The sequence below is a fragment of the Streptomyces massasporeus genome (assembly GCF_014648995.1).
In the GTDB taxonomy this organism is placed as follows: Bacteria; Actinomycetota; Actinomycetes; order Streptomycetales; family Streptomycetaceae; genus Streptomyces; species Streptomyces massasporeus.
Window position 1 is genome coordinate 294,245 of sequence record NZ_BMSE01000008.1, and the last position, 17,139, is coordinate 311,383.

General features: G+C 73.3%; 18 protein-coding genes. 11 read left to right on the forward strand and 7 right to left on the reverse strand.

Annotation, left to right across the window (positions count from 1 at the left end; translation table 11 throughout):
* The first annotated feature begins 96 nt into the window (after positions 1-96).
* The 3 genes from IE153_RS20300 to IE153_RS20310 all read left to right on the forward strand — a co-directional run bounded on the left by IE153_RS20300 (position 97) and on the right by IE153_RS20310 (position 3,316).
* The gene (locus IE153_RS20300) at positions 97-1,011 is read left to right on the forward strand and encodes an SDR family oxidoreductase (RefSeq protein ID WP_189591203.1); all 915 of its coding nucleotides are present in this window, start codon (positions 97-99) and stop codon (positions 1,009-1,011) included.
* Positions 1,012-1,118: 107 nt separating this feature from the next.
* A complete protein-coding gene (locus tag IE153_RS20305; RefSeq protein ID WP_189591205.1) occupies positions 1,119-2,267 on the forward strand; it encodes an acyl-CoA dehydrogenase family protein in 1,149 nt (382 codons plus the stop codon).
* Positions 2,267-3,316, forward strand: coding sequence for an alcohol dehydrogenase catalytic domain-containing protein (locus IE153_RS20310; RefSeq protein WP_189591207.1), 1,050 nt, complete (start codon positions 2,267-2,269; stop codon positions 3,314-3,316). The genes IE153_RS20305 and IE153_RS20310 overlap by 1 nt, the downstream gene beginning before the upstream one ends.
* Here IE153_RS20310 and IE153_RS20315 read toward each other — a convergent pair.
* A complete protein-coding gene (locus IE153_RS20315) occupies positions 3,306-4,316 on the reverse strand; it encodes a GlxA family transcriptional regulator (protein WP_189591209.1) in 1,011 nt (336 codons plus the stop codon). The two genes, IE153_RS20310 and IE153_RS20315, sit on opposite strands and share 11 nt — an antisense overlap.
* Before the next feature lie 71 nt (positions 4,317-4,387).
* Between IE153_RS20315 and IE153_RS20320 the strand changes: the two genes are divergently transcribed.
* Positions 4,388-5,689, forward strand: a complete 1,302-nt coding sequence (locus tag IE153_RS20320) for an MFS transporter (RefSeq protein WP_189591210.1) — start codon at positions 4,388-4,390, stop codon at positions 5,687-5,689.
* A gap of 34 nt (positions 5,690-5,723) precedes the next feature.
* Here the strand turns inward: IE153_RS20320 and IE153_RS20325 are convergent, their stop codons facing one another.
* On the reverse strand, positions 5,724-6,215 hold the full coding sequence (locus IE153_RS20325) for a hypothetical protein (RefSeq protein WP_189591212.1): 492 nt from the start codon (positions 6,213-6,215) through the stop codon (positions 5,724-5,726).
* A 168-nt stretch (positions 6,216-6,383) separates the two neighbouring features.
* Here IE153_RS20325 and IE153_RS20330 point away from each other — a divergent pair, with 168 nt between their 5' ends.
* Complete coding sequence (locus tag IE153_RS20330; RefSeq protein WP_189591214.1) at positions 6,384-7,505, forward strand: methyltransferase; 1,122 nt, start codon at positions 6,384-6,386, stop codon at positions 7,503-7,505.
* A gap of 3 nt (positions 7,506-7,508) precedes the next feature.
* On the opposite strand, the gene IE153_RS20335 is transcribed toward IE153_RS20330, so the two are convergent.
* From IE153_RS20335 to IE153_RS20350, 4 genes are all read right to left on the reverse strand, one after another.
* Complete coding sequence (locus tag IE153_RS20335) at positions 7,509-8,123, reverse strand: flavin reductase family protein (RefSeq protein WP_229829065.1); 615 nt, start codon at positions 8,121-8,123, stop codon at positions 7,509-7,511.
* Between the two features lie 144 nt (positions 8,124-8,267).
* On the reverse strand, positions 8,268-9,059 hold the full coding sequence (locus tag IE153_RS20340; RefSeq protein ID WP_189591216.1) for an enoyl-CoA hydratase/isomerase family protein: 792 nt from the start codon (positions 9,057-9,059) through the stop codon (positions 8,268-8,270).
* Positions 9,059-11,284 carry an acetate--CoA ligase family protein gene (locus IE153_RS20345; RefSeq protein ID WP_189591218.1) on the reverse strand — a complete coding sequence of 742 codons (2,226 nt, stop codon included), beginning with the start codon at positions 11,282-11,284 and terminating at the stop codon, positions 9,059-9,061. The genes IE153_RS20340 and IE153_RS20345 overlap by 1 nt, the downstream gene beginning before the upstream one ends.
* Positions 11,285-11,423: 139 nt before the next feature.
* Positions 11,424-12,629: a flavin-containing monooxygenase gene (locus tag IE153_RS20350; RefSeq protein ID WP_189591220.1), complete on the reverse strand. Its 1,206-nt coding sequence runs from the start codon at positions 12,627-12,629 to the stop codon at positions 11,424-11,426.
* A gap of 237 nt (positions 12,630-12,866) precedes the next feature.
* Here IE153_RS20350 and IE153_RS20355 point away from each other — a divergent pair, with 237 nt between their 5' ends.
* From IE153_RS20355 to IE153_RS20380, 6 genes are all read left to right on the forward strand, one after another.
* A complete protein-coding gene (locus IE153_RS20355; protein ID WP_189591222.1) occupies positions 12,867-13,319 on the forward strand; it encodes a DoxX family protein in 453 nt (150 codons plus the stop codon).
* Complete coding sequence (locus tag IE153_RS20360) at positions 13,316-13,798, forward strand: Zn-ribbon domain-containing OB-fold protein (protein WP_189591229.1); 483 nt, start codon at positions 13,316-13,318, stop codon at positions 13,796-13,798. Before IE153_RS20355 ends, IE153_RS20360 begins: the two co-directional genes overlap by 4 nt.
* A 72-nt stretch (positions 13,799-13,870) precedes the next feature.
* Positions 13,871-14,497 (forward strand): GNAT family N-acetyltransferase, encoded by a 627-nt coding sequence (locus IE153_RS20365; protein ID WP_189591231.1) that lies wholly within the window; start codon positions 13,871-13,873, stop codon positions 14,495-14,497.
* 108 nt (positions 14,498-14,605) lie between these two features.
* The gene (locus tag IE153_RS20370; protein WP_189591233.1) at positions 14,606-14,818 is read left to right on the forward strand and encodes a DUF4287 domain-containing protein; all 213 of its coding nucleotides are present in this window, start codon (positions 14,606-14,608) and stop codon (positions 14,816-14,818) included.
* A 62-nt stretch (positions 14,819-14,880) separates the two neighbouring features.
* Positions 14,881-15,786, forward strand: a complete 906-nt coding sequence (locus IE153_RS20375) for a GNAT family N-acetyltransferase (protein WP_189591235.1) — start codon at positions 14,881-14,883, stop codon at positions 15,784-15,786.
* A gap of 41 nt (positions 15,787-15,827) precedes the next feature.
* Positions 15,828-16,229, forward strand: a complete 402-nt coding sequence (locus IE153_RS20380; RefSeq protein WP_189591236.1) for a DUF5958 family protein — start codon at positions 15,828-15,830, stop codon at positions 16,227-16,229.
* Between the two features lie 46 nt (positions 16,230-16,275).
* Here IE153_RS20380 and IE153_RS20385 read toward each other — a convergent pair whose 3' ends face one another.
* Positions 16,276-16,941 carry a pyridoxine/pyridoxamine 5'-phosphate oxidase gene (locus IE153_RS20385; protein WP_189591238.1) on the reverse strand — a complete coding sequence of 222 codons (666 nt, stop codon included), beginning with the start codon at positions 16,939-16,941 and terminating at the stop codon, positions 16,276-16,278.
* Positions 16,942-17,139: the final 198 nt, after the last annotated feature.

The window sequence follows — 17,139 nt, forward strand, 5'->3', positions numbered from 1 at the left end:
CCCGGGGCTTGTGTTCCCGTATCTGACGGGTCGTAGAATTCGGGCATCGAGAATCTAACGGTCCGTCAGAAACCGTGGGACGGGAAGGGGCCGGGCGTGGGGAACTTCTTGGCAGGCAAGGTCGTCGCCGTCACCGGGGCAGGGCGGGGCATCGGCCGGGCGGTCGCACTCGCGGCGGCGGCCGAGGGCGCGAAGGTCGTGGTCAACGACTACGGCGTCGCGGTCGACGGAGCCTCACCGACGAGCGAGATCGCCCAGGCCGTCGTCAAGGAGATCGAGGCGGCGGGCGGGGAAGCGGTGGCCGTCGCCGACGACATCTCCACGATGGCGGGCGGGCAGCGGGTCGTGGACGTGGCGCTGGAGTCGTACGGGCGGCTGGACGGGGTCGTCTGCGTGGCCGGGATCCTGCGCGAGCGGATGCTGTTCAACATGACCGAGGAGGAGTGGGACCCGGTCGTCGCGACGCATCTGAAGGGCACGTTCACGGTGTTCCGGGCGGCCTCCGCGGTGATGCGCGGGCAGCGGGCCGGGACGCTGATCGGCTTCACCAGCGGCAACCACCAGGGGTCGGTGTCGCAGGCCAACTACAGCGCGGCGAAGGGCGGGATCATCTCGCTGGTGCGCAGCGCGGCGCTCGGGCTGCACAAGTACGGGGTGACCGCGAACGCGGTGGCGCCGGTCGCGCGGACCCGGATGTCGGCGGGGGTGCCGATGGAACTGGCGGAGATCGGGGAGCCGGAGGACGTCGCCGCGCTGGTGGTGTACCTGCTGTCCGACGCGGCCTCCCGGGAGGGGATCACCGGGCAGGTGTACACGGTCGCCGGGGAGAAGATCGCGGTATGGGCTCAGCCGCGGGAGCTGCGGGCGGCGTATGCCTCCGGCGGGTGGACGGTGGAACGGATAGCGGAGTTCCTGCCCGGGTCGGTGGGGGTGGATCCGATGCCGTTGCTGGAGCGGGTGGCGGGGATGGAGAGGGCTGCGGCTCGGGGGGAGCGGCCGAACGCCCAGTAGCTCGGGGGTTCGGGCTTCACGGCGGGTGTGGGTTTCGTCGTGGCTGGTCGCGCAGTTCCCCGCGCCCCTGGGCAATCCGCCCCTGCGGCATCGAGAGGAGAACCCTGATGGACTTCGACTTCGGCCCGGAGCACGATGCGTTCCGCAGCGAAGCTCGTGACTGGCTGGCTTCGCACGTCAGCGGCGCTGCCGACCGCCGCACTTGGGAACACACCCTCGGTGCCGCCGGGTGGATCGGGCTCGGGTGGGGGGAGGACGGCTACGGGAATCGCAGGGCCACCCTCACCCAGCAGGTCGTCTGGGCCGAGGAGTACGCGCGGTCGGGGGCGCCGGCGCGGTCCGGGCACATCGGGGAAAACCTGCTGGCGCCCACGCTCCTCGCCCACGGCACCGACGAGCAGAAGGCGCGGTTCCTGCCCCCGATCGCCGCCGGTGCGGAACTCTGGTGCCAGGGCTACAGCGAACCCGGCGCCGGATCGGACCTGGCCGGTGTCCGTACCGCGGCCGTGCGCGAGCCGGACGGCCGTACGTACCGGGTGACCGGGCAGAAGATCTGGACGTCGCTCGCCCGCGAGGCGGACTGGTGTTTCGTGCTGGCCAGGACCGAGCCCGGCTCGGTGCGGCACCACGGGCTGACCTTCCTGCTCGTCCCCATGGACCAGCCCGGCCGGATCGAGGTCCGCCCCATCCGCCAGATGACCGGCACCAGCGACTTCAACGAGGTCTTCTTCGACGGCGCGCACGCCGAGCACGTCGTCGGCGGCGAGGGCGACGGCTGGCGCGTCGCCATGAGTCTGCTCGGCTTCGAACGCGGGGTGTCCACGCTGGCCCAGCAGATCGGGTTCGCCGAGGAACTGGGCGCTGTGGTGCGGGCGGCCGTGGCGTCGGGCGCGGTGCACGACCCGGTCGTACGGGAGCGGCTCGTGCGTCAGTGGGCCGAGCTGCGGACGATGCGCTGGAACGCCCTGCGCACGCTGGGGGGTTTTGGTGACGCGGGTGCCCCGAGCGTGACCAAGCTGCTGTGGGCCGGCTGGCATCAGCGGCTCGGCGAGCTGGCGGTGCTGGTGCGGGGTGCGGCGGCGGGGGTGGGCCCCGCCGACTGGTCGGCCTCGGCACCGTACGAACTGGACGCCGCGCAGCACCTGTTCCTCTTCTCGCGGGCCGACACGATCTACGGCGGCTCGGACCAGATCCAGCGCACGATCATCGCCGAGCGGGTGCTCGGCCTGCCCAGGGAGCCCAAGGGGGCCGTGTGATGCGAGGCGTGATCTTCGACGGGAAGCAGGTCCGGGTCGTGACGGACCTGGAGGTGCGGGAGCCGGGGCCGGGCGAGGTGCGGGTGGCGATCTCGGCGGCCGGGCTGTGCCACAGCGATCTGTCGGTGGTGGACGGGACCATCCCCTTCCCCGTGCCCGTGGTGCTGGGCCATGAGGGGGCCGGTGTCGTGGAGGCGGTGGGTGGGGGCGTCACCCATGTCGCGCCCGGTGACCCTGTGGCGCTGTCCACCCTGGCGAACTGCGGCACGTGCGCGGAGTGCGACCGGGGCAGGCCGACCATGTGCCGGCAGGCCATCGGGCGCCCGGGCCGGCCGTTCGGCCACGAGGGCGCGCCGGTGCACCAGTTCGCGTCCAACTCGGCGTTCGCGGAGCGCACGGTCGTCAAGGCCGTCCAGGCGGTCCCGATCCCCGACGACATCCCGATGACCTCGGCGGCGCTCATCGGATGCGGGGTGCTGACCGGGGTGGGCGCCGTACTGAACCGGGCGCGGGTGGACCGCGGCGACAGCGTCCTGGTCATCGGGGCGGGCGGTATCGGCCTGAACGTGCTCCAGGGGGCGCGGCTCGCGGGCGCCGGGCGGATCGTGGCCGTCGACGCCAACCCGGCGAAGGAGGAGATGGCGCGCCGGTTCGGTGCGACCGACTTCCTCACCTCGGCCGGGGGCGTGCGCGACCTGCTGCCCACGGGCGTGGACCACGCCTTCGAGTGCGTCGGCCGCGTGGAGCTGATCCGGCAGGCGATCGACGCCCTGGACCGGCACGGCCAGGCGATCCTGCTCGGCGTCCCGCCCGCCACCGCCGAGGCGTCCTTCCGCGTCTCCTCGATGTACCTCGACAAGGCCATCCTGGGCTGCCGCTACGGCTCCTCCCGCCCTCAGCGGGACATCGCCCTGTACGCCGGCCTGTACCGCCAGGGGCGCCTCCTGCTCGACGAACTGGTCACCCGGACCTACCCGGTCGAGGAGTTCGAGGAGGCGGCGGCGGACGCGGAGGCGGGCCGGGTGGCGCGGGCGGTGCTCACCTTCTGACGGCGGCGGTGTCGTTCTCCGCCCGGAACGTGCGCCGGTAGGCGGTGGGTGTGACACCGAGGGCCGACTGGAGGTGCTGGCGCATCGACTGGGCCGTGCCGAAGCCCGCGTCCCGGGCGACCTGGTCGACGGAGCGGTCGGTGGACTCCAGGAGGTGGCGGGCCCGTTCCACGCGCTGCTGGGTGAGCCACTGGCCTGGGCTGACACCGGTCTCCTCGCGGAAGCGGCGGGTGAAGGTGCGCACCGACATGGACTCCTGGGCGGCCATGTCGCGCAGCTGGATCGGCTCGTGGAGACGGCCCAGGGCCCAGGCGCGGGCCGACGTCGTGGTCGCCTGCTGCGGGTCGGGTACCGGCCGGTGGATGTACTGGGCCTGACCGCCGTCGCGGTGCGGCGGGACGACCGTGCGGCGGGCCACCTCGTTGGCGACCGCCGTGCCGTGGTCGCGGCGCACCATGTGCAGGCACAGGTCGATGCCCGCCGCTACGCCGGCGGAGGTCAGGACGTCGCCGTCGTCGATGAACAGGACGTCGGGGTCGACCTCGACATGCGGGAAGAGATGCTGGAGACGGTCGGCGTCGGCCCAGTGCGTGGTGGCGGGGCGGCCGTCCAGGAGACCGGCGGCGGCGAGGACGTAGACGCCGATGCAGATCGCCGCGAGCCGGGTGCCCGGGCGGATGTGGGCGAGGGCGGCGGCCAGTTCCCCGGTGAGTACGCCCTGCTCGAAGACCGGGCCGAGTTCGTACGACGCCGGGATGATCACGGTGTCGGCGGTGGCCAGGGCCTCGGGGCCGTGCTCGACCTGGATGGCGAAGTCGGCGTCGGTCCGCACCGGGCCCGGCGGGCGGACCGAGCAGGTGACGACGTCGTACAGCAGGCGCCCCCGGGCGTCCCGGGGGCGGCCGAAGATGCGGTGCGGGATGCCCAGCTCGAAGGGGAGCAGGCCGTCGAGGGCGAGGACGACGACCCGGTGCGGGCGGAACTCCGGCTCACGGCTCATGGCCTGATCCTAACGAATGCTGTCCTTCGGGCCACTCGATGGAGCGCGCCGCGGATCGGAAGCTCTATGTCGTGACCCAGACAACCGAAGCGGCGGCCGTCCAGCAGCCGCCGAAGCCGACCCGTGTGCGGGTGCACCGCGCCTGGTTCGTCGCCGCCGTCACCTTCGTGACGATCATCGGCGCCGCCGCCTTCCGGTCCGTGCCGGGCCTGCTCATCGATCCGCTGCACGACGAGTTCGGCTGGTCGCGCGGCACGATCGGCGCCGCCGTCTCGGTGAACCTGGCGCTGTACGGTCTGACGGCCCCGTTCGCGGCGGCCCTGATGGACCGCTTCGGCATCCGAAAGGTCGTCGCGGTCGCCCTGACCGTGATCGCGGCCGGCTCCTGGCTCACCGTGTGGATGACCGCCGCCTGGCAGCTGATGTTGTACTGGGGCCTGCTCGTCGGGCTCGGCTCCGGCTCCATGGCGCTGGCCTTCGCCGCGACCGTCACCAACCGCTGGTTCACCGCACGACGCGGCCTGGTCAGCGGCATCCTCACCGCCGCCTCGGCGTCCGGCCAGCTGATCTTCCTGCCCCTGCTGTCCTGGATCATCGAGCGGTACGACTGGCGCCCGGCGGCCGTGACGGTCGCGCTCGCCGCGCTCGCGGTCGTCCCGTTCGTGTGGCTCCTGCTGCACGACCACCCGGCCGACGTGGGCCAGAAGCCGTACGGAGCCGCCGAGTTCGTGCCCAAGCCGCCGCCCGTCCCCGGCGCCGCCCGCCGGGCCGTGACCGTGCTGCTGTCCGCCGTGCGCACCGGCCCGTTCTGGCTGCTCGCCGGCACCTTCGCGATCTGCGGCGCCTCCACCAACGGCCTGATCCAGACCCACTTCATCCCCGCGGCCCACGACCACCACATGCCCGTCCAGGCCGCCGCGTCCCTGCTCGCCGTCATCGGCGTCTTCGACGTCGTCGGCACGATCGCCTCCGGCTGGTTCACGGACCGCTTCGAGCCGCGCCGCCTGCTGGCGGTGTACTACGCGCTGCGGGGCGTGTCCCTGATGTTCCTGCCGCTCCTGCTCGGCCCCGCGGTCCACCCCCCGATGATCTTCTTCATCGTCTTCTACGGCCTCGACTGGGTCGCCACCGTCCCGCCCACCCTCGCCCTGTGCCGCGAGCAGTACGGCGAGGACAGCGCGATCGTCTTCGGCTGGGTCCTCGCCTCCCACCAGGTCGGGGCGGCCGTCGTCGCCTTCCTCGGCGGTGTCGCGCGGGACGCCTTCGGGTCGTACGACGTGGTCTGGTACGCCTCCGGGGCGCTGTGCGCGGCGGCGGCGCTGATGGCGCTGGTGATCCGGCGGAGGGCGGGGGGCGAGATGGCGGTGGCCTGAGCCGGGCCGGTCACCTGGCCCGAGCCCGGGCCGGTCACCGGAGTTCGGCCCTTGGGGTTCTGCCCGTGCCCAGCCGCCCGAGGCCCGTCCGGGCGGCGTTGCGGATCCGCTTGGTCCGGCCGCTCTCGGCGAGGACCTGGAGGGCCTCGGGGTTCGTTCCGTCAGCGGCCTTCAGCTGGAGCCAGTCGGACGCCCCGAGCAGGTCGTCCCGGTGCCAGGGCAGCCCGAGCGCGACCGCCCGGAACAGGGACCACTCCTGAAGGCGCCGCACCGGGAAGGGATGGCCGATCATCAGCCGGGCCATGGCCTCGGCCCACTCCTCCCAGAGGGGCGTGGGAAAGAGCTCTGCGGCCCGGCGGTCGAGGTGCCGCACCACGGCGGCCCCGGCCATCACAGGATCCGGGTCGGCGAGAACACCCCCGACCAGCGCGCTCTCGTCCGCGTCGGCGACCTGATCCAGCTCGACCAGGTAGGCGGCGAAGCGGACGTGCTCGGCCGGTTCCCGGGCGCTGTCCTCGGTGTTCATGGCTCTGCCTCCCCGATCCGCCGCGACGCTCCGGCTGGTCGGCCTATTCTGGCCGTTGCCACCGCACTGCCTCGAAAGGTGACGTGATGACACTCGGCATGGTCCTCGGTGACGTGATCGTCGTGACTTCGCGCGTTCGCTCATGTTCGACCTTCCGAGGAGTCTGCCGTGTCCACGATCCACTGGGTCGAGGCTCGACCCCGTTCCGCCCGCTGGCACTCTGAGTCCGGGCTGCCCCTGCCCCGCCGGGTCGTCGTCGCCGACGACCTGATGCCGGCCGCCGTCGCCCACCGACTCGCCTGTGAGGGCACCGCGTTGCTGTGGCGCGGGGATTTCCACAACGCCCGTCAGCTGCTGCGTGCCATGGACCGCCGCGTCGGCCACAGCGCGCCCGAAGTGCCGGGACGCCCGGCCGAGGCGTTTCACGCACACCGCCGGTACCGCGCCCACCGGGCGCGCGTACTCGGCAAGTTGCTCGTCCTGCTGGAGGCCGACCACACCTTGGCGCTGCGCCGCGCGCCCGATGTACGCCGGGCGTGCGACGAGGCCTACGGGCCCCCGTCCGGCGGTCCTGTCGCCGTCGCTCTCACCGAGCTGCTGGGGGTGATCGGCGCCCGGGAGTGGCGGGAGAAGGGCGTTGCCGTTCCGGCGCTCGGCGCGCGGATCCACCCGCACTACGGGGTGTTCGCGCCGACCAGGAGCGAGTACGTCGACCTCGTCGCACGGGCGCCCCTGCCGGGCGGCGGGACGGTGCGTACGGCGTTCGACCTGGGCACGGGCACCGGAGTGCTGGCCGCCGTGCTGGCCCGGCGCGGGGTCGGGCAGGTGGTCGCCACCGATGTCGGCGCCCGGGCACGGGAGTGCGCCCGGGCGAACGTACGGCGGCTGGGGCTCGTGGGCACCGTCCGCGTCACCGGGCCCGGCCTGTACCCCGACGGCCGTGCCGGCCTCGTCCTCTGCAACCCGCCCTGGCTCCCCGCCCGGCCCGCCTCCGACCTCGACCTCGGCGTCTACGACGCGGGCGGTGCGATGCTCCAGGGCTTCCTGAGCGGGCTCGCCGGCCGGCTGGAACCCGGCGGCGAGGGCTGGCTCGTCCTGTCCGACCTCGCCGAACGGCTCGGGCTGCGCGACCGGGGCGCGTTGCCGGCCGCCATCGCGGCGGCGGGCCTGCGCGTCGCCGACCGGCTGGACACCCGTCCGCGCCACTCCCGCGTACGGGACACCGGCGATCCACTCCATGCCGCGCGATCCGCCGAGGTCACGTCACTGTGGCGGCTGACGGCGGTGTGAGCGCTACGGCGGCGCCAGCCGGGCGAAGCGCCCCCGGTGGAAGAGGAGCGGGCCGTCGGCGTCCTCCGCGCCGAGGGCGTTCACCCGGCCCACCACGATGAGGTGGTCGCCGCCGGTGTGCACGGCGTGGATCGCGCAGTCGATCCACGCCACGGCGCCCGTCAGCCGCGGCGAGCCCGACACCGGCGCCGTGTCGTACGCCACGCCCGCGAACTTGTCCGCGCCGCTCACCGCGAAGGCGCGGCACAACTCGCCCTGGCCGGAGCCCAGGACGTTCACACAGAACACTCCGGCGCGGGCGATCCGCGGCCAGGTCGTCGAGGTCCGGCCGACCATGAAGGCGACCAGGGGAGGGTCGAGGGAGAGGGAGCTGAAGGACTGGCAGGCGAAGCCGGCGGGAGGTTCTCCGGCCGTGGCGGCGGGGGCCGTGACGACGGCCACGCCTGTCGCGAAGTTCCCCAGGACCCGGCGGAACTCCCGGGGGTCGAGGGATGCGCGCTCGTCGGCGCCGACGCACCGCAGTTCGGGGCGCGGCAGCGCGTCGACGGGCTCCGGGGCGGTGGCGCGGACCGACCTGAGGTAGCGGACGGCTGCTTCCGCCATCCCTGCTTGTCCCATCACATCCAGCATTGAAACTGACGTAGTGTCAGATAGGAAGGGGCGGGGAGGGGCAGGAACAGGGCGGGAAGAGGGGGGAGGGTAGGAGCAGAGCAGGAAGAGGCGGGGAGGGGAAGGAACGGGGGGGGAAGCGGCCGGGAACGGTCAGTGGCCCCGGTACTCCGGGCTCCGCCGTTCCACGAAGCTCCGTACGCCTTCCCGCGCGTCCGCCGTCGTCATGTTGATCTCCTGTGCGGCGGCCTCGGCGGCGAAGGCGGCGGTGCGGTCGGTGTCGAGGGAGGCGTTGACGAGCTGCTTGGTCAGGGCGAGAGCGCGGGTCGGGCCGGAGGCGAGACGCTCGGCCCAGGCGCGCGCCGTCTTCTCCAGCTCCTCGTCCCTGACGACCCGGTTGACCAGCCCGAGGCGCTCGGCGTCCACCGCGCCGAGCGCGTCGCCGAAGAACATCAGCTCCTTCGCGCGCTGCGGGCCGACGAGCCGCGGGAGGAGGTAGGCGCCGCCCCCGTCGGGGACCAGCCCGCGCCGTACGAACACCTCGATGAACCGGGCCGATTCGGCCGCGAGGACCAGATCGCAGGCGAACGCCAGATGCGCGCCGAGTCCGGCCGCCGTGCCGTTCACGGCCGCGATCACCGGCTTCTCGCAGTCGAGCACGGCGGCGATCAGCCGCTGGGCGCCGGTGCGCAGGGTGCGGGCCACGTCGCCGGCGAGGCGTTCGCCGGGAGTGCCCGCCGCCCGGAGGTCCGCCCCGGCGCAGAAGCCGCGGCCCGTCCCCGTGATCACCACGGCCCGTACCTCCGCCGCCGCGGAGGCCTCCGACAGCAGCCCGATGATGTCCTCGCGCTGCCCGGGCGTGAGGGCGTTGAGGCTCTCGGGCCGGTTGAGCGTGACGGAGAGGATGTGGTTGCCGGTCGTGTGCAGAACCGCGGCCCCGGTCATCAGCGGCACACCGCCAGCGCGTCCAGCGCCACGGCGCCCTGCCCCTGCGGCAGCACCATCAGCGGGTTGACGTCCAGCTCCGCGAGCTGGTCCCCGAGTTCCAGGGCCATGCGCTGCACGCGCAGGACGACCTCCACCAGCGCGTCCAGATCCGCCGCCGGCCGCCCCCGGACCCCGTCGAGCAGGGCCCGACCGCGCAGCCCGGTGAGCATGTCCCGCGCCTGCTCCTCCCCGAAGGGCGGCACCCCTACGGCCGTGTCGCGCAGCACCTCGACGAGCACGCCGCCGAGCCCGACGGTCACGGTCGGGCCGAACAGGTCGTCGTGGGCGACACCGACGACCATCTCCACGCCCTGCTCCACCATCTGGCAGACCAGGACGCCGTCCAGGGCGACGTCCTCGTAGCGGGCGATGTCGGTCAGCTCCCGGTAGGCGTCGCGGACCTGGCTGGCCGAGGTCAGCCCGATCTTCACCAGGCCCAGTTCGGTCTTGTGCGCGATCCGGGCGCCGGAGGCCTTCATCACCACCGGGTAGCCCACGAGCCCGGCCGCGCGGACGGCCGCCGCCGCACTGGTCACCAACTGCTCGCGCGGTACACGGATGCCGTACGCCCGCAGCAGCTGCTTCGCCGCGTGCTCGCTCAGCTGCCGCCCGGGCTGCATCAGGGCCTGCGCCTTGCGGTAGGACGGCGAGGGGGTGCGCGGGGCCTCGTCGAAGGGGGAGCGGTAGGCGGCGGCGAAGCGGTGGTGGGCGAGGTGGGCGCGCACGGCGGTGAGGCAGTTGCCGACCGTGCGGAAGGTGGCCACGCGGGAGGAGCCGAGCAGGACCTCGCGGTAGGCGGGTTCGGTGCCGACCGGTGAACCCCACACCACGCAGACCAGCTTGTCGGTCTGCTCGGCCGCGTCCACCAGGTCCCGCACGAGCCGGTCGCTGAGCGGGGGGAACGGCCCGGTGACCGGGCAGATCAGCACGCCCACCTCCGGGTCGTCGAGGATCGCGTCGATGATCTTCCGGCCGCGTTCGTCCCCGACCGGATGCCCGCCGTTGTCGACCGGGTTGGCGACGCTCAGGTACTCGGGTATCCACTGGTGCAGCTCGGCCTGCTTGGCCTCGGACAGGACCGGCAGGCTCAGGCCCATCCCGGTCGCCAGGTCGGCGACGTGTGCGCCCGTGCCGCCGGAGATGGAGTAGACGACGACGCCGTCGGCGCGCGGCGGGCGGGCCCGGGCCAACAGGGCTGCGGTGTCCTGGAGTTCGTCGAGTCCGTCGACCCGGATCACGCCGTACTGGCGTAGCGCCGCGTCCACCACGGCGTCCGCGCCGGTCAGTTTGCCGGTGTGGGAGGCGGCCGTGCGGGCGCCGGTCTCGGTGCGGCCCACCTTGACGGCGACGACCGGCACACCGCGCCGGGCGGCCCGGTCGGCGGCGAGAAGGAAGGAGCGGCCGTCCTTCAGCCCTTCGAGGTAGCAGGCGATGGCGCCGACCTCGGGCTGCTCGGCGAAGTAGGAGAGGAAGTCGGCGCTCTCCAGGTCGGCCTCGTTGCCGGTGGGCGCCCAGTGGGAGAGGCGGATGCCGAGTTCCTGGAGGGCGAAGACGGGGCGGCCCTGGTGGCCGGACTGGGTGATCAACGCGATCGCCGGCCCTTCCAGGTCGTCGCGGAACCGCTCGAAGGCGTTGAGGTTGGTATTGGGCCCGAGCAGCCGCAGCCCGGACTGCTCCACGGCTGCGGCCAGTCGCCGCTGGGCGGCCTCGCCCTCCGGCCCGGTCTCGGCGAACCCGGACGCGAAGACGACCGCGAACCGCGCCTTGGCCTCGGCCAGTTCCTCGATCACCGGGACGGGGTCGCCGACCAGCACCACGGCCAGGTCGACCTGCTCGGGCAGGCCGGCGACGGAAGGGAAGCAGGGGATGCCGAACACGGACGGCCGGCTGGGGTGGACCGGGTACAGCGTGGCGCCGACCCGCTCGGCCCAGTCGGCCAGTTGCCGTGTGATGCCGGTGTTCGGGCGGCCCTCGGCGTCCGAGGCGCCGACCACGGCGACGGACCGGGGGCGGAAGAAGCGGTCCAGATCGGGTACGCCGGAGTGCAGCGGCCGTCCGCTGACATCCAGGTCGCCCGCCTGGGCGGGCCTGCCGTGGACGGCAGGCCCGGACCGCTCGCCACAGGCGATGGCCCGGGTCCGGCGGGAGTCGGTGGTGAGGGTGCCGTGGGTCGATCCAAGCATCGTTTCCGCCCGCTCCTGTGAGACAGCCGCTAACTGACGCTCTGTCAGATTACTGAACTGATGCGACGTCAGGAACGGTGTGAGCGAGTGAAGTTGTCGAGTGGACCGGCGCGGGTCGTCCCCCCGTCGGGGCGAGGGCTCAGCCCGGCAGGCGTGACACGCTCCCCGAACCGCTCCTCGCGACGGCCTTCGCGATCTTCACCGCGTCGAGTGCCATCTCGCGGAGATTGCCGCTGATCGGGTTGGTGAAGCCGGTGAAGTACAGGCCGGGAGCGGTCTTCGGGGTCCGGGGGCCGTGGGTGACGGGCCTTCCGCGGTCGTCGAGGACGTCGAGGTGGCCGACCAGGCCCTCCAGGGCGCGGACGTACCCCGTGGCGGCGATCACCACGTCCGGGGAGATCCGGGTGCCGTCGGCGAGGGCGATCTTGCCGCCGTCCTCGAAGCACTCCACGGCCGCCACGACCTCCACCCCGCCCTTGCGCACGGCGTCGATCAGGCCGACGTCCTGCACCGGGATGGCCCCCTGCTTCACCCGCGTGTACAGCCCGGTGTCGGGACGCGGCAGCCCGTGGGCCGACAGGTCGGGCACGGCCACCCTGGCCTGCAACCGGGAGATCCGGTCGACCAGGCCGACCGGCAGCCGGCGGACCAGGACGCCGCTGTACTGGGCGGCCCAGCCGGCCGTCGAACGGCGCACGATGTGGGGGACGGTGCGCACGGCGAGCCGGACCCGCGCGGCGCCGCTCTCCACCAGGTCGACGGCGATCTCCGCGCCGGTGTTGCCGACACCGACCACGAGGACGTCCCGGCCGGCGTAGGGCTTGCCGTTGCGGTACTCGCCGGCGTGCAGGAGCTCGCCCGTGAAGTCGGCGCGGCCGGGCCAGTCCGGCAGCCGCGGGGTGTGGTTGTAGCCGGTGGCGACGACCACCGCCGCGCCGGTCAGCTCCCGGCCGCCGGTGGCGTGCAGCAGCCAGCCCGCACCGTCGGGGGTGCGCTCGACGCGGGACACCTCGACGCCGGTGACGATCTCCAGGCGGTGGTGCTCGGCGTACTTCTCCAGGTACCGCACCACGTTGTCCCGGGACACCCACCGCCCGAACCGGCGCGGCATCGGCAGCCCGGGCAGGGCCGAGAGGCGGCGGGTGGTGTGCAGGTGCAGCCGGTCGTAGTGACGGCGCCAGGACGCCCCGACCCGGTCGGACTTCTCCAGGACGACGGCCCGTATGCCCCGGGCGCGCAGCGCGTACGCCACGGAGAGCCCGCCGGGGCCGCCGCCGATGACGTAGACGGGGCGGTCGGGTGGGGGCTGTGCGGAGGCGTGTGTGGGGGGTGTGGAGTCGGCCATGAGCGCGAGCGTAATCACGGGACCGCTTGATGGGTCTCGGTCAAGACCGGAATTGGTTTCGGATTGATCACGCCTGTAGGAGGAGCGGGTGGGGCTCGTGGCGTAGCGGGCCTGGTTGTGGCGGGGCGGTGATCGTTCCTGGTCGAACGAAGGTCGGGGGTGGTCCTTGTTCGGGGCACGGAGTCGGCCTCTCGCCGGCCCTTGCGCATCCGCAGATCTGACGTACCGTCAGATTGCATGGACGCGATCTGGCTCACCGGGGCGCAATGGCTGGCCGTGCTGCGGATCGGGCTCGGGCTGTGGTGGCTGGAGAGCTGGCGGCACAAGGACCGCGAGGCCTGGTTCGAGCGGGGCACCGGCATCACCTGGGCGGCCTCCATAGCCGCCGAGCACCGCTGGAAGGCCGTGCGTTCGGGCTTCGACGCGGCCGTGGCGCCGCATCCGCGCGTGATGGCGTACGTCGTCGTCTACGCGGAACTGGCGCTCGGACTGGGCCTGATCACCGGCTTCCTCACCCCGATCGCCCTGGTCGGCGGGTTCCTCCTCAACGCGCTGTACTTCACGCTGATGGTGCACGACGTCGCCGAGCAGGGGCAGAACTCGATGATGGCGCTGATGTCGGTGGTCGCGCTGTTCGGGATGTCCTGGCAGGCGTGGTCGCTGGACAGCGCGTTCGGGCTGTTCCTGTGACCGGCCACCGCTTCGACCGGCCCGAGCCCGACGCCTTCACGCGGACGTACTGGGACGCCGCCGCCGAGGGCCGGCTGCTGATCCGCCGCTGCGGGGACTGCGGCCGGGCCCACCACTACCCGCGCGAGTTCTGCCCCCACTGCTGGAGCGAGGACGTCACCTGGGAGACGGCGAGCGGCCGCGCCACGCTCTACACCTGGTCCGTCGTGCACCGCAACGACCTTCCGCCGTTCCCGGACCGCGTCCCCTATGTCGCCGCTGTGGTCGAACTCGCCGAGGGACCGCGGATGATGACGGAGATCGTGGGGGCCGGGGAGTCGTCGTCGACGACGCTCGCGAGCGGGGGTGCGGGCCTGTCGGGTGGGGCGGAGCTGGTGGTGGCGTTCCGGGAGGGGGTGCCGGTGTTCACGAGGGCGCCGGAGCCCCCGGTGGCTCCGGTCCTCCCGGGGATGCCGGCGTTCCCGGGGACGCCGGTGTAACCACCCACTTCTTGCCCTGTCCTTGGCGCACGGGAGGCCGGTTTCCGGGAACCACGGGTTTGAATGGGACCCATGGCCCCCATACGTGACCAGTCCCTGACCGGCCCCCACCCGGATCTCCACGGCCACGGTCTCCGCCTGCGCCCCTGGGACGCCGGATCCGGTGCCGACGTCGACACGTGGCTTCGGGGGCTGCGCGATCCGGAGTTCCGGCGCTGGAACACCCCGCTGCGGCTGGTCACGGACCGGGCCAGTGCGCGGGAGTCGCTGCTGGCGCGGGCGCAGAGTGCCCTGGAGGGGACGTCGGTGTCGTTCCGTGTCGCGGACGCCCGCACCGACGCGCCGCTGGGGCACATAGGGGTCAACGAGATCAAGTACCACCTGAAGGTCGCCCGCGTCGGCTACTGGGTCCTGCCCGAGGCACGCGGCCAGGGCGTCGCCACCCGGGCCCTGCTGCTCACCGCCCACTGGGCGCTGACGGAACTCGGAATGCACCGGCTGGAGCTGGACCACGCGGTCGGTCACGACGCGTCGTGCCGGATCGCCGAGAGGTGCGGGTTCTCGTACGAGGGCACCCTGCGCGGTGCGATCTTCCAGGAGGAGCGGCACGACGCGTTCCGGGACGCCCATCTGCACGCCCGCCTGGCCACGGACCCGGAGCCGACGGGTCCGCGAGAAGGGCGGAACGGGTCGGTGTGACGCGAGTCACGTCAGCTGGGCGATCAGTCCGCCCGGCCCCGCCGGTCATACCCGGCAACCGCAGCGCGACCGCAGCTGCACCGCCGAGAAGTGAAGGGACCGGCCGAGATGACCGCACCCGTGAAGGGCCCCGCCGCCTACTTCCCCTCCATCGAGAAGAAGTACGGCCGACCGATCGCCCACTGGCAGGAGCTCATCCGCACCTCGCCGCTGACCCGGCACATGGAGCTCGTCACCTGGCTCAAGACCGAACACGGTCTGGGCCACGGCCACGCCAACGCGCTGGTGGCGCACACGCTGGCCGAGGACAGCGGCAAGTGAGCGGACGGGGGGCCGCCCAAAAATGAGGGGTGCCCGGGCGGCGGCACACGGCACGATGAACCATGGACACCGGAACCGGAGTTGACACCGAAACCGACACCGATCCCCATCCCGGTGCGGGCGGCTGGCACCTCACCCATGACCTCGGCGAGTTCCTGACCCGCTCGGGAGCCTTCCTGCGCTCCCGGCCGGCGCTGCACACCGTGCCGCTGACGGTCACGGAGACCCTGCGCACCCGCGGCCGGTGCGTGTACGGCGACGGGGCACCGGAGTTCGGCGTACTGGAACGGGCGGGAGAGGTCCGGGCGGCCTTCTTCCGCACCCCGCCGCACTGGCTGAACCTCACCGCCGTCACTCCCGAGGACGCCGACGCCCTGGCCGCGCGCCTGGCCGCCCTCGGCCGGCGCCTGCCCGGGGTGAACGCGGAGTGCGACACCGCGGCCGCCTTCGCCGAGGCCTGGCAGCGGCACACGGGCGCCCCGGCCGTCCTCCGCCGGCGCCAGCGGCTCTACCGGCTCGGCACCCTGACCGAGCCGGGGCCCCTCCCACCCGGCGGCCCCCGGATCGCCGTCGAGGCCGACCGCGAGCTTCTCCGGCGCTGGCACGACGAGTTCAGCGCGTCCGTCGGCCTGGGCACCGTCCGCGACTCCGCCGAGTGGGCGGACGCCCGCATCGACAGCGGCGGCATCACCTTGTGGAAAACCCCCGACGGCACACCGGTCGCCATGGCCGGCACCGGCCCCCAGGTCGCCGGCCAGGTCCGCGTCGCCCCGGTCTACACCCCGCCCCACCTCCGCGGCCGCGGCTACGCGGGCGCCGCGACGACCGAGGTCAGCCGCGCCGCCCTGGCCTCCGGCGTGGCCGAGGTCCTCCTCTTCACCGACCTGGACAACCCGACCAGCAACGGCCTCTACCAGCGCATCGGCTACCGGCCGGTGGCGGACTTCGACGTGCACGACTTCACGTAGAAGACGTGCGCGACTTCACGTGGAAGGAGGTGGGGCGGCCCGTGGACGATCCCACTGTGCTGCTCAACGAGCTCGCGCAGGGCCTGCGCCCGACGGCCCGCGGGGTCGACTGGTTCGAAGGCTTGGACGAGGACGAGCAAGCTGCTGTGCTGCGGCTGCTCTGCCACTTCTGCGTACAGGCCCGCGCCTCCGGTGAAGACGCCCTGGAAGGCATCCGGCGTTCCGGGCTCCGACCCACCCACACCCCGGCGGTGTTGATCCTGGCAGGACGCATCGACGTGCAGATGGGAAAGATCGCTGCCCTGCGGCCGCCGCACGAACGTGTCAAAGCGTTTCGTCTGCTGATCCACGTCCTGGGGTCGGCGGATGCGCGCCGACGGGAGCGGTTCTGCGCCGACGGGTGTGGTCACGAGTGGCATCAGCTGGGACGAGGTCACCCTTAGGCCGAAGCCAAGTAGCCGCCCAGACCCGGCCCTTGGACCCCGCCCCTCACGGCCACAGCAGCTCCCGCGACCACTCCTCCCCGTCCCGCCGGTAGCGGAGCCGGACGTGTCGGCGTCGCTCGTCGCCCTGGAAGAACTCCACCTCCTCGGCCCGCAGCCGGTACAGCGTCCAGGACGGCACGGGTGCCTCCGGCTCCCGCGACGCCCGCTCCCACGCCGACTCCGAGGCCCGGGCCAGGTCGTCCAGGGACGGCAGGACCTCGCTCTGCCGCCCGGTCAGCGCCGCCGCCAGCGCGCCCGTCGAGCGGGCGTGCAGGTCGCCCTGCGCGTCCTCGGACGGCGCCGCCGTCACCGGGCCGCGCACCCGGACCTGGCGGCCCAGCACCGGCCAGTAGAAGCCGAGCGCGGCATACGGGCGGCCGGTGAGGTGCCGCCCCTTGCGGCTGCCGGCGTGGGACGCGAAGGACCAGCCGTCGGCGTCCGCGCCGTGCAGCATCACGATCCGCACGTCGGGCAGGCCCGACTCGTCGGAGGTCGCCAGCGACATGGTGTGCGGCTCGGTCTGGCCGGCCGCCACCGCCGCCGCGAACCACTCGGCGAACAGGGGCAGGGGAGCGGCCGGGGCCGTGGCCGGCTCGAAGGAGGGCAGGTCCGTGACCTTCGGGTCCCAGACCCGCAGTGACCTCAGCAGCTCGTGAAGATCGGTTGCCATGCCTCGATTGTGTCCGGTTCCGCCCGGCGCCGGGAGCGCGGGCTTCCCCGGCCCGTCCTCCCCGGGCTTCCCCGGCCCCGGCCTCGCCTTCGCTCTCGCGGACCCCGCGGCCCCGGCCTCGCCTTCGCTCTCGCGGACCCCGCGGCCCCGGCCTCGCCTTCGCTCTCGCGGACCCCCGCGGCCCCGGCCTCGCCTTCG